The 11,464-nt window shown below is 70.4% G+C and carries 11 protein-coding genes; 2 read left to right on the top strand and 9 right to left on the bottom strand.

Annotation, left to right across the window (positions count from 1 at the left end; all coding sequences use genetic code 11):
* Nucleotides 1-92: 92 nt before the first annotated feature.
* The 9 genes from INTCA_RS15800 to INTCA_RS15760 all read right to left on the bottom strand — a co-directional run bounded on the left by INTCA_RS15800 (nt 93) and on the right by INTCA_RS15760 (nt 8,827).
* Nucleotides 93-1,220: a tyrosine-type recombinase/integrase gene (locus INTCA_RS15800; protein ID WP_013493926.1), complete on the bottom strand. Its 1,128-nt coding sequence runs from the start codon at nt 1,218-1,220 to the stop codon at nt 93-95.
* Nucleotides 1,220-1,429, bottom strand: a complete 210-nt coding sequence (locus INTCA_RS15795; protein WP_013493925.1) for an excisionase family DNA-binding protein — start codon at nt 1,427-1,429, stop codon at nt 1,220-1,222. Before INTCA_RS15795 ends, INTCA_RS15800 begins: the two co-directional genes overlap by 1 nt.
* A 95-nt stretch (nt 1,430-1,524) precedes the next feature.
* Nucleotides 1,525-3,036 carry a helix-turn-helix domain-containing protein gene (locus tag INTCA_RS15790; protein ID WP_013493924.1) on the bottom strand — a complete coding sequence of 504 codons (1,512 nt, stop codon included), beginning with the start codon at nt 3,034-3,036 and terminating at the stop codon, nt 1,525-1,527.
* Nucleotides 3,033-3,368, bottom strand: coding sequence for a hypothetical protein (locus tag INTCA_RS15785; RefSeq protein WP_013493923.1), 336 nt, complete (start codon nt 3,366-3,368; stop codon nt 3,033-3,035). The genes INTCA_RS15790 and INTCA_RS15785 overlap by 4 nt, the downstream gene beginning before the upstream one ends.
* 29 nt (nt 3,369-3,397) lie before the next feature.
* Nucleotides 3,398-4,897 carry a CHC2 zinc finger domain-containing protein gene (locus INTCA_RS15780; RefSeq protein ID WP_013493922.1) on the bottom strand — a complete coding sequence of 500 codons (1,500 nt, stop codon included), beginning with the start codon at nt 4,895-4,897 and terminating at the stop codon, nt 3,398-3,400.
* Nucleotides 4,894-5,538 carry a hypothetical protein gene (locus INTCA_RS15775; protein WP_041307851.1) on the bottom strand — a complete coding sequence of 215 codons (645 nt, stop codon included), beginning with the start codon at nt 5,536-5,538 and terminating at the stop codon, nt 4,894-4,896. Before INTCA_RS15775 ends, INTCA_RS15780 begins: the two co-directional genes overlap by 4 nt.
* Before the next feature lie 201 nt (nt 5,539-5,739).
* Entirely contained in the window at nt 5,740-6,084 is a 345-nt protein-coding gene (locus INTCA_RS15770) for a hypothetical protein (protein WP_244859844.1), read from the bottom strand.
* 201 nt (nt 6,085-6,285) lie between these two features.
* Nucleotides 6,286-7,797, bottom strand: a complete 1,512-nt coding sequence (locus tag INTCA_RS15765) for a type IV secretory system conjugative DNA transfer family protein (protein WP_244859843.1) — start codon at nt 7,795-7,797, stop codon at nt 6,286-6,288.
* Nucleotides 7,798-8,293: 496 nt separating this feature from the next.
* Nucleotides 8,294-8,827 carry a hypothetical protein gene (locus INTCA_RS15760; protein ID WP_148236641.1) on the bottom strand — a complete coding sequence of 178 codons (534 nt, stop codon included), beginning with the start codon at nt 8,825-8,827 and terminating at the stop codon, nt 8,294-8,296.
* Between the two features lie 194 nt (nt 8,828-9,021).
* On the opposite strand from INTCA_RS15760, the gene istA reads away from it, so the two are divergent.
* Both istA and istB read left to right on the top strand, forming a co-directional pair.
* Nucleotides 9,022-10,431, top strand: a complete 1,410-nt coding sequence (istA, locus tag INTCA_RS15755) for an IS21 family transposase (RefSeq protein ID WP_013493917.1) — start codon at nt 9,022-9,024, stop codon at nt 10,429-10,431.
* Nucleotides 10,428-11,249 carry an IS21-like element helper ATPase IstB gene (gene istB / locus INTCA_RS15750; RefSeq protein WP_013493916.1) on the top strand — a complete coding sequence of 274 codons (822 nt, stop codon included), beginning with the start codon at nt 10,428-10,430 and terminating at the stop codon, nt 11,247-11,249. Before istA ends, istB begins: the two co-directional genes overlap by 4 nt.
* The last annotated feature ends 215 nt before the right edge of the window (nt 11,250-11,464 follow it).

Here is an 11,464-nt window from a genome sequence, read left to right as displayed (position 1 = left end):
CGCCAGTAGCAGCCGCGAGCGACCGGCCCGTGTGCCGCAGGTCGTGGAAGGCGATCGTGACGCCCACCTTGTTGCGCGAGCGGACGATCGGCTCACCTGGACGGCAGTTGGGTTGCGTTGTTGGCTTCAGCGACCGCTGATAGTGCGGCGGCTATCTCGGCGTCGCGGCCCTCGACGGCGTGCATGTAACGGAGTGCAGCGGCCGTAGAGGAGTGACCGAGACGCCGCTTGAGGTCGGCGAGCGAAGCTCCGGTGGCCGCCGCGAGGGTCTGGCCGGTGTGCCGCAAGTCGTGGAACGAGAGGTTGACACCGACGACCTTCCTCGCCCGGACAAACGCTTGGTACAGGGCATTCCCGGCCATGCGAGTTCCGTCGTGACCGACGAAGAAGAACTCTGGTCCAGCCCATGTCTCGAGGTGCTCGGCCATCAAGGGAAGAACGTGAGGCGGGATGGAGACCACGCGCCGACCGGCTTGGCTCTTCGGTTCCTTCTCGAAGCGCCGCCGCGACTCCAGCAGCTCGACATAGGTCTTGTCGACCCGCACCGTCGCCTTCTCGAGATCCACGTCGGTGACGCGCAGAGCCATCAGCTCGCCCCGGCGCAACCCGCACCAGGCCGCCAAAGCGACCGCGGCCCGGTACCTCGGGGTGATCGCCTCAATTAGTGCTGCGACCTCGGCGGGCGAGGCGATGGGCCTCTCCTTCGGGCGATCAGTGCCGGCGCGAGGGATCTGGCAGGGGTTCTTCTGAATCGCCTCATCGAGGACTGCCATGTTCAGCACGGAACGGAGCAATCGGTAGGTCTGCGCGATCGACGTTCGCCCGCCAGTCCCGGCCAACGCCTGGGCGTGCCATGAGCGCACCACGGCCGGAGTGATGCTCGCGACTGGCATGTCGAGCAGCGGGGTGAGGTGGAGGCGCATGTTGCGTCGGGACGTCTCGGCCCAGCGCTCACCGACGTTGGGATTCTCTGTCAGGTACGACTCGGCGTAGTCCTTGAGGGTGCGACGTCCGAGTTGGGCGCCGCTGTCGCGCCATTCCTCGCGTTCGAGGCTCTCGTGGACGCGGAGGAGCCAGCGCTCGGCTTCCACCCTCGTGCTGAAGGTGTTTGGAGCCGCTTGGCGCTTGCCGTTCGGGCCGATGAACGATGCCTGGAACTTCCCCGACGGCAGGCGGCGGACGCTTCCGAATCGGCGATCTCGCTGCTTCCCCCTTGGCATCAGGTCACCACCTTCCCGCCTTCCCATCGGATGCTGATGGGCTCGACCGTCCCGTCGGCGACGAACTCCTCGAGTGCGGACACGGGGATCCGCACGTGCCGGCCGACGCGCACGAATCGGATCCGTCGCTCGCTGATGAGCCGTCTTGGGAATCGGGTCGTGGTTCCGAGCATCGTCGCTGCGTCCGCGACAGAGACCAGGCGTTCCATAGCAGCCCCTTTCGTCAAGTTTCGTTCCGTTAACGACCGGCCGGGGCAACTATCCGTGCGCGAGACGGATCACGACGACCCTCCAAGGACTCCATTCAGAGTTCAGGGCCAGCCACGCGAGCGTGATTCGGCGATGGAGACGGCGCCTGCCACTCCAGCAGGGCGCGAGCGGCCCTCTTCGCCGCCGTCTCCGCGACGACCGCGGCTTCGAGGAGGCCGGGCTGGTCGCTGTACCGAACGGGCACGAAGCGGCCTTTGGCTTTGGCGTGCAACCGGTCGTCGGCGCTCTGGAGAGCGCGCGCTGGGGCGAGGAGTGCCCCGGCGTCGATGAGCCGTCTGGCGGCCGGTGCGTTCTCGTGGAGCAGGGCCGTGAGGTCGTGGCTGGTGGCGGTGAGGCTGTCCAGCAACCGGTGCCGAGTCGCGGACGCCAGCGCGCGGTCAAGGCGCGGTGCGACCTGGATGACGTCCTCGAGGACGTCGTGCAGGCGTTGTGCCGCATCGATGTAGTCGCGCCTGGGACGCATTCCTGTGGTTGTCGTGCTCCAGCTGGTGCCGGAGCGCTGCAGCGCTTGGGCCGCCTCGCGCAGCTCTTCGCGTGCGACAGCGGCGCCGCTGGCGTCCCTGAGGGAGAGCCGATCCGCGGCCTCGGCTGCGAGGAGTGCGTCGATCGCCGCATAGAGGTGGATGCCTTGGGAGGTGATGTTTCGGATGACGTCGGTGCTCGGCACCACGGCGGCGGCTTCCGCCTTGGAGGCGCGGACCCAGTCCGCGAGGGCATGGTCCAGCCGGCCAACCACCTCGGCACCCGCCGATGTTCCGCGCGCTTCTGGCCGAGGACGGCCCGGGTGGTTGCGAGCGGGTGGGGGGACGGCGGCATACGGCACCGACTGGCCAACTGCATGCGGCGCCAGTCGTTCGACGGCGGACTCGGCGTGGCGTGCGATCGCCAGTGGGCGCTCGATGTCCCGGAGCGCCATGAGACCGATGGCGTGTCGGGTCGCCGCGACCGACACATCGAGCAATTCGTGGGCGAGGCGGTTCACCGCACCAGTCGTAAGGAAAGGCTTGTCGGGATCCTCCTGGTGGCCGTGCAGGACGTCCGTGAGCGCACCGAACGTGACTGCGAGCTTGACCAGCGGGTGGGGGTCGCCAGCGTCGCCGGGTGGCACGTCGCGCAGGTCGAGGCTCTGACGTGGGATGAGCCAGCCATCGGAGGTGCGGCGGGCCGGCAGCGCGCCGCGGAGGATCCGGGCGCCGATGGTCCTTCGACTCGTGCCGGTGAACCGCGCGGCTTCGCAGGCAGTGAACTCGGTGACGATGGGCGTGGCTGGAGCGAGCGGCGTGGGGTAGCGCTTGACGATGTCATAGAGCGGGACCGCGGCCCGGTCGACGGGTCCGGGGCCGACGCTACGCGCTCCGGCGAGCTCGACCAGCAGCCGGTAGAGCGCCTGGTCGAGCGCCTCCCACTGGTTGAGGCTCACCGGATCGGTGCACCGCTTGAGCTCTTCGGTGACGTGCTGCGCCCGGGCGAGGAGGTCCGCGACGGTGGTAGCCGTCGGGTAGGCGTAGGCCTGGGCTGACCGCCGGCCCGTCGCTCGCGCGGTCACGGGTTGCTCCGCCGGTTCTCGGTGTCGCCCTCGAGTCGCGTGGCCTGTTCATGTAGGTGCTCGACGTGGCGACGCCAGAAAGCAAGATCCGCAGGCTTGGACGAGACGTCGAGCGCGTCAAGGCGCTCGAGCGCAGCCGCGGTATGGCCGCCCAAGGTCTTCCGGAGTCGCGCGTGCGTCGCAGGTGCGGGATCGAGGCCTGCGGCGACGAGCCGCAGCTGTCCACCCAGCGCAGTCCAGGGGCTGAAAGGGTCACCGTCGGCACGGTGGTCGGCGAGGGCCGCCGCGGCGTGCAGTTCCGCGGCGGCCGCGTCGAGGGGGATCTGGTTCACGGAGGTCTCCTTGCGGCGTTGGGGGGGAGTCAGAGCAGGTCCGGTCCGGGCGGGCGCGTGAGTGTCCGCTCAGGCGGTGGTATGCCGCTGGGCTGGGTTTGGAGGCCTCGCTCCAGGGCCGTGGCGAAGGTTCCGTTGGGGTTCCAACCGCGCCGGGTCATCTCGGAGGTGGCCTCCATGAGGAGCGCCTGGCGGAGGCCGGGGCCCAGTCGGCTGGAGAGCCGGACGACGGCGTTGACGGTGTCGTGGACGGGGTCGGAGGCTCGTTCGAGGGTGAGCCGCACGATGTCCCGGCCCGGCAGGGATGTCACTGGGCCATCTGCAGGCCTTGTCTCCGCGACACCCCAGGACTGCTCGTGCCGCCAGGCAATAGCCGTCGGACCTGGTAGTTCAGGCGCTGCGACGAAGGGTCGCAGCCGGTGAGGCTGGTCGGTTGCGGTGAGCCACTCGGCGGGGTCGGTCCCCTCCGGCAGCGTGGTGACCAACGTCGGGCGGTCGCGGTCCAGGCTGAGCGCGGTGAGCCAGCGGTCGGTGCCGTCGCGGCCAGCCTGATCTCCGTCGAGGGCGATCCGTGGCGGGTTGTCGCTGAGGGCGAGGACCTGCTCGGCCTGCGCCGACGAGACCGTCACCCCGCTGGCGGTGACTGCGGCGATTCGATCGGTCAGGCCCTCCTCGGCGGCTGCAGCCGTGAGGGCGAGCGCGTCGAGGACGCCTTCCACGACGACGACGTGCCCGTCGGCGGCGAGCCGGTGGTGGGTGGCCCGGTAGAGCACGTCACCCTTGTCGTGCACCGGTGTGCGGGTGGGGTTGCGGTACTTCGGGGCGGGGGGATTGCCGGTGGTGTCTCGCCCGATGAACCCGCGGATCCGCCCGTCGGGCTCCGTGATGGGGAAGATGAGCCGGCCGCGGAGCGTGTCGATGAGTGACCCGGTCCGAGCGCGCTGGGACAGGTCGAGCGCGAGCAGCTCGTCGTCGCTGACCCCGTCGGCGCGGAGTCGGTCGGTCAGGCTGGTCCAGTCGTGGCTGGCGTACCCGGCGAGCTCGACGCCTGTCTCGGCTCGAAGGGCGGTGAGGTCGATGCCGCGCGCGTGCCACAGGAACTTGCTCGCGAACCAGCCGGCAGTGGGGCTTCCGAGGTGGTTCCAGGCGAGGGCGTTGATCTCAAAGGCCCGGTCCGGCGTGACGGGCGGACGGTCGTGATCACGGACGAGCCGTAGCCGCGGCCGTGCAGCAGGGGCTGCCGTCGGGACTCCGCCCGTGTCGAGAAAGGCGACGGCGTCGCGGACCCCGAGCCCGTGCATGCGCCCCACGAAGTCGACGACGTCGCCGGTGGCGCCGCAACCGAAGCAGTGGAACCGGTCCGGGATGGCGTCGACCGTCATCGACGGGCTCGAGTCATCGTGGAAGGGGCAGCAGCCGACCCAGCCATGGCCGCGGGGCTGCAGGTCCACTCCGGACGCGGCGACCACCTCGGCGATGGGGTGCTCGGACCGGATCCGGGCGAAGTCCACCGTGGATGGTGCGGTCACAGCTGCACCTCCATCGGAGGGCGACCCTGGTCCGGAACACGCGACTCATCGGTGACGGCGTGCTGTTCTACAATCCGCGCGAACGTGGCCGGATCCAGGTGGATGTGGATCTCGATCGCGTCGCGGAAGGCGGCCTCGACCGCGCCTCTGGTGACATCGGCGGCCAGAAGGGCGTACTCGTCCCAGGTCGGGTCGTACAGGTACAGCAGCCCGCGGTCACCTGTGTCGTCAGGGCGTAGGGTGATCCGCTGGTCACCACGCGGGCCCCAGCGCATCCCGTAGTCCCGTTCCGCTGGGGAGCGGTCGCCGTGGCGGGCAGCGAAGGCGCGCTCGCCGTGCCATTCGAGTGCGGCGCCGGGCTGGGCATGAGTGCTTCCGTATGCCGCTGAGCTGAGTTCCGCGATGTCCGTGACCCCGGCGTCGATGCGGGTGGTGATGCGCTCGGCGACGGTGAAGGGGTCCGCGGCTGCAGCGGGGGCGATGAGGAGCCCGGCGGCCTGAGCGTAGGCGTTGCGCAGCCCGAGGCGGTACCAGTAGTCGACTCTGTCGTCGGCACTCTTGCCGAGCTGATCGGGGGAGGTGTCGGCGCCACTCGAGCTGGGGGTGGCGTGCGCGAGGCCGCGGGAAGTGTTGCGGGACAAGGCGATGAGGTCTTCCGCAACGCGCCGCGCATCGCCCGGACCGGGATGTGGTGGGCGTTCCGGCCTTTGGGGTGCCTGCGGTGGGGCAGGGGTGGCTGGGTGTGACATGGGTGCCTCTCGTGCGTGAGACGGTCTCGCGCGTCATGCCAGGGACACGACGATCCGGGGCGACCATCGGCCGTCGGCGCCGAGCGCTCCGGCTCAGTCCCTCCTGGAGGAGGCCGGGCTTGCCGATCTCGTGTGCCACAGCGGCCGGCGGTCATCGCGGTGTTCGTGCGGTGTGCAGCCGGTGCGGGAGACGAGCTCGGTGAGGATGTGCCGGGTGTCGTGCAGCGCGCGCACGAAGTCGATCCCGGCGGTGGGGGAGGCGCTGTCGGCGTAGGAGCCGCGTTCGTGGTCGCGTAACGCGGACAGGGTCTCGACTACGGAGGGGTGCCGGTCCCAGCACGGCGGGATGACCCGCGTGTCGAGGGCGAATCGGGCGGCGAGCTGCTCGACCCACTCACGAAGGGATGAGAGCGCTTGGTCTGCTTCGGCACTGGTCAAGGAGGGCCAGTGCAGTGGCCCTCGGAGCTGGCCGAAGTCCCGGCCGAATGCCGGATCGTCCTCCGGTCGCGCAGGCCGTCCGGCCGTCATCCCGCGACCTCGGAGCCTGGCGTGAGCTGTGAGCCGGCGCGCACGGAACCGCGCCGTGAGCTGGGAGCAAGCTCAGCGGCATACGTCATGGGGTGGGGACGGAAGGCGGTCCTAGTGATGCGCACGACGGATCGCCTCCTCCATCGCGGCGCGGGCGTCGCGGAGGGCTCTGGCGTCGTTGCGGGAGGTCCACGGGCGCAGGGTCAGGGCGATGGGTGGGGCTTCGCGCAGCAGCAGGATGGCGGTGCCGAACGGGAGGGTACGCAGCGCGGCCGGGTCGAGGATCGGTGCCTCGATGGTGGAGTGGGAGGTGGTGCGGTGTCCGTCGTGGCCCACCGAGTGGGACTGGACGGGCTGGCGGGTGGTGCCGATGAGCCGGGACAGCTCGTCGAGGTCGCGGGCTGTGCTGCCGCCGCCGAGGACCACTTTGTCGATCGCGGCGTCCCAGATCGCTGCGGCGGCGTGCTCGCTCCACACGGCACGGGCTTGCGCCATCGACTGGAGCACGACGGTCGTGGTGATTCCCGAGCCGCCGCCGTCGGACATCAGCGACGGCAGGGAAGGGAGGGGGTAGTTGGCGGCTTCGTCGAGGATCACCGACAGGGGTGGGTCCAGCCGGGCGCCGGGGCGGGTCGCGGCGAGCCGACGGGCGGTCTCGAGGATGTCCTCGAGGAACGCGCCGACCAGGCCGGCGGTGGCGGCCGCGCCGGTGGAGGTGCCGAGCAGGTAGATGGTGCCGTCGTTGGTGAGGAAGTGGGCCGGGTCGAGGTGTTCGTCGGGTCCGGGGGAGACGGCGTCGAGGACCTTGGGGTCGGCGAGCGAGGAGAAGGCGATGGCGACCATCGCCCAGACGGCGTCGCGTTGGCGGGGGTCGGCGGTGGTCAAGGCGTCGAGAGCCTGATACCAACCGGGCGCGGCGGCCGGGTCGGTGCGCAGGACGTCGACGGCATCGCGGGACTTCGTGGCCGAGAGGGACCAGCCGTAGAGCTCTGTCGGGGTGGCATCGGCGAGCGCCGCGGCGTGCAGCAGAGCCCGCACCGCCTGCTCCGCAGAGGCCTGCCAGAACGTGGCATCGGTGGTGCCGTGGGCTGCGCCGGTGGTCAGTGCCTTCGCGCGGACCATCGCGGTGTGCGGGTCCTGGCAGCCGCGGATGGGGGACCAGCGGGCCGAGGAGGGGACGCCCGGGGCGAGGCGTTGCGGGTCGAACACCGCGACCGGTCCGCGTTCCCGGCGGGCGGTCAGGGTGGTGGTGAGGTTGTCTGGGCGGGTGCTCGTCGTGACTACGGGTCCGGGCGCGTCCAGGATCGCTGGGATGACCAGGTGCAGTCCCTTGCCGGAGCGCGGCGGACCGAGAACGAGGATCGAGTCCTCCACGGTGGCAAAGCAGTCGACGCCTCGGCTGCTCCCGAGGCGGAATCCGAGGTCGCCGACGGACGGCTGGGAAAGGGAGGCGCGGAGCTGTCCGGCTCGGCGAAGGAGCCTCTTGGCGCCGGCGCTTCGGGACACCTCACTCCGGCGGGCGATGCCCGGCCGATCCACCGGGACCTTGGCCGGGTTGGTCTTCCCGAATCGGGCAACCGCCACCACGATGGCGACCACGACGGCCGCAATCGCTGCGACCAAGGACCAGTACAGGGCAGGCGGGCCGACGGACGAGCCCCAGGCCCCGCTTGGGTTGCCCGGTGCGGTGAGTGCCTTCAACGGAGCCGCTGCCGAGAACGGTGGTGGGCTCCCTCCGGACAGAGCGGCCGAGGAGCACGCCGCCGCCCACAGTGTGATCCAGATTCCTGCTGAGGAGAGAACCACCGTCGCGAACACAACGTCACTGGTCTTGGTGTTCAGGCTTGTTGTGGCTGACATGACCCGATTACGGACGTGCGGGGTCACTCCCCGACGACTCAGTTGAAGCCAGCGGCCCTCGATCCGTGGATCGGCCTGGCTGAGCACCCTTGATTGCCCCAGCGACCGTCGACTCGGCGATGCTGCGCTCCCACTCGAGCAGCGTCACATCGCCCACATTGATGCTTGGTCCACCGCTGCCAAGGACGGCCGACGCCGCGTCGCCGGTCAACGGTCGCCAGCTTTGAGTGCGCTCGGGTCAACTCCGAAGGGATGCCATTTATGCGTCTGGGCTGAAGTCGGGAGCGTCCCAGGGTTCCGCTAGATCTGCGGGAAGGGCCAGGCCATGCTTCTCTGCAAGACCCTTCACCCAGTAGTTCACGCCGGCGTCGGTCACCCAGCGCTGTTTGTCCTCGTCGTTCTGAGTCGCGCCGTTCCCCTTCGACCACGCGGTCACCGCCCTGCCGTCGCGGTAGCCGGCCTTCATCGCGTACTCACGCACTTCGTGCTTGTTGGCACCACGGTTGTATCGCTTGTTGATGGCGTAGATGCCGCCCAAGTAGGTGAGGCAGCACCAGTCCTGCTCCTCGCGCGTGCCGACCACCTTGGGCGTGATGAGCGGTGCGTCCACCTCCGGGTCCCAGAGAGGGCCCTGCCCGGCCTGGCCCTTTCTCGCGGGTGACATCGCACCGCCTGACTGCGGTCGGGAAGCGGTCGACGTCTCCTCGTCGAGCAGCAGCCTGTCGAGGGCATCAGCGAGGGTACGGCTCGAGGTGGCGATGGCACTGAGCGCCTGCCGAGTGGTTTGCTCCATCCACCAACTGTACGTCATCTGTAAACATTTGTAAATCTGCATCTTTCGTCGCCCGTGATGGCGCTCATCTGAAAGTCCCCAGACCTGCTCACTGAAATTCCCCACCCGTGTGGCTCCACCGAGCCGGGTGGGGCTCCTTCGACGCTGGTGGTCTCTGACCACGCACCAGCCGAGCCGAAGGAGCCCCACTGCTCATGCTCACACGGGAGGAAGACATCGACGTACATGCACTGCGGAAGCGGGGCTGGACGATCTCGGCGATCGCTCGGCACCTGGGCCGGGACCGCAAGACGATCCGGGCATACCTGTCCGGCCGCGAGCCCGGCGTTCGGGAGAGCGCGGGCTCGGACCCGTTCGAGAGGTTCGAGGCGTACTGTGCCCAGCGCCTGACGGACGACCCGCACCTGTGGGCCGCGACGTTGTTCGACGAGCTGCTCGAGCTCGGCTACGAACGCTCGTACCCGACCCTGACCCGCCAGCTGCGGGACCGGGGCCTGCGCCCGGCGTGCGAGCCGTGCCGGCCCGCGAAGGACCGGGCCGTGGCGGTGATCGAGCACCCGCCGGGTGAGGAGACCCAGTGGGACTGGGTCGAGCTGCCCGACCCGCCCGCGGCGTGGGGGTGGGGCAAGACCGCGCACCTGCTCGTCGGCGCGCTGTCCCACTCCGGCAGGTGGCGGGGCGTGTTGTGCGAGTCCGAGGAGGCGCCGTTCCTGGTCGATGGGCTGGACCGGGTCACCCGCGCCCTCGGCGGCCTGACCCGGGACTGGCGCTTCGACCGGATGTCCACGGTGGTGTCCCCGACGAGCGGGAAGGTGTCCGCCTCGTTCGCGGCCGTCGCGAAGCACTATGGGGTGACGGTCAAGCCGTGCCCGCCCCGGCGAGGCAACCGCAAGGGTGTCGTCGAGAAGGCCAACCACATTGCCGCGCAACGGTTCTGGCGGACGCTGCCCGACGACGTGACCGTCGAGGAGGCGCAGCGGCGCCTCGAAAGGTGGTGCGCCACCCGCGGCGACATCCGGCTACGGGCCACCGCCGACGGGCGCGCCACGGTCCAGGCCTTGGCCGAGCTCGAGCCGCTGCGACCCGTCCCGGCACCGTTCCCGGCCATCCTCACCGTCACCCGGGTGGTGTCCGCCCAGGCGCTGGTCGCCTACGCCGGGAACCGCTACTCCGTCCCGCCCGAGCTGCACGGGCACACCGTCACCGTGAGCGTCCGGCTCGGCGCCACCCACCTGGACATCGCCACCCTGCCCGCGCCCGGCCGCGGCGCGGCGGTCCCGACCGTCATCGCCCGGCACCGACTCGCGCCCGCCGGCGCCGGCGCGAGCATCCGCGACGAGGGCCACGTGACCGCGCTGACCGAGGCCGCCCTCGCCGCATTCACCACGGCGGGGCCACACCGCCGCAAACAGCGCCGGCCGCCCAGCCCCGCAGCCCGCGCCGAGGCCGACAACATCCGCCGCCAGCTCACCGGCGACACGTCCTCGAGCGGTGAGGTCGACGTGGTCGTCGACCTGACCCGCTACGCGGCAGCAGCCGCCGGCCGCAACACCCTCACCCCCGCCCCCACACAGGACACGCCCAAGGAGACGAACCACCAATGACGCCAATTGAATCCGCCCCAATCAATGGCCCGTCCACACCGGGACAGGCGAGCCTGTACCAGCAGCTGCGCGGCCACTTGGCCACCCTCAAGCTGCACGACGCCGCCGAGCACCTACCCGCCGTCCTCGACGCCGCGCACACCGAAGGTTTGTCCCTGACCGCCGCCCTCGAACGGCTCCTCGCGATCGAGGTCGACGCCACCGAAGCCCGCCGCCTCGCCGGGCGGCTGCGGTTCGCGTCCCTACCGACCCCGGCCACCCTCGCCGACTTCGACTACGACGCCGCCCCCGGCGTCGACCGCCACCTCATCGACGAGCTCGCCACCGGCCGCTACCTCGAGTCCGCGACCAACATCCTGCTGATCGGCCCGCCCGGCGTCGGCAAGACCCACCTCGCCGTCGGCCTCGCGCGGGCCGCCGCGCAGGCCGGCTACCGCACCTACTTCACCACCGCCGCCGACCTCGCCGCGATCGAAGGCCGCTGGGCCACCACCATGCGCTTCTTCGCCGGACCCACCTGCCTGGTCATCGACGAACTGGGCTACCTCCCGCTGCCCGCCGAAGCCGCCTCCGCCCTGTTCCAGGTCGTGTCCCAGCGGTACCTGAAGACCTCGATCATCCTGACCAGCAACAGAGGCGTCGGCTCCTGGGGCGAGGTCCTCGGCGACACCACCGTCGCCGCGGCCCTGCTCGACCGGCTCCTGCACCGCTCCGTCGTGCTCAACCTCGACGGCGACTCCTACCGCCTCAGAGCCCACCACGCCCGAGGCGAAGCCCTCCGCGCCGCAACCACCGGCACCCGCCAACCACTACGCTGACACCGCCCCGCGGGTGAGGAATTTCGATGAGCAACCCTGGGGAGCTTCGGCGAGCGGCATCACCCGGACGGTGCGGGCAGCAGCGTCCTGTTGAGAACGGGACGGGGGCGGCAGGCGATTGGGCAGCGTGCTCCGCGGCCGGTGCGGAAAAAGGTGCCCCCACGGAACCCCTGGCAGGTCGTGGGGAGTCTGTGCGGCACTTCGCCGCATAACGG

Origin of the sequence: Intrasporangium calvum DSM 43043, from assembly GCF_000184685.1 — a bacterium.
GTDB lineage: Bacteria > Actinomycetota > Actinomycetes > Actinomycetales > Dermatophilaceae > Intrasporangium > Intrasporangium calvum.
Note: the sequence above shows the minus strand (reverse complement) of the source record. Positions and strands in the feature narration are given on the sequence as shown.

Excerpts from the sequence above, each read along its gene's own strand:
- istA (WP_013493917.1), top strand. The coding sequence starts at position 9,022 with ATGCTCACACGGGAGGAAGACATCGACGTACATGCACTGCGGAAGCGG.
- INTCA_RS15800 (WP_013493926.1), bottom strand. The coding sequence starts at position 1,220 with ATGCCAAGGGGGAAGCAGCGAGATCGCCGATTCGGAAGCGTCCGCCGC.
- INTCA_RS15795 (WP_013493925.1), bottom strand. The coding sequence starts at position 1,429 with ATGGAACGCCTGGTCTCTGTCGCGGACGCAGCGACGATGCTCGGAACC.
- INTCA_RS15760 (WP_148236641.1), bottom strand. The coding sequence starts at position 8,827 with ATGGAGCAAACCACTCGGCAGGCGCTCAGTGCCATCGCCACCTCGAGC.
- istB (WP_013493916.1), top strand. The coding sequence starts at position 10,428 with ATGACGCCAATTGAATCCGCCCCAATCAATGGCCCGTCCACACCGGGA.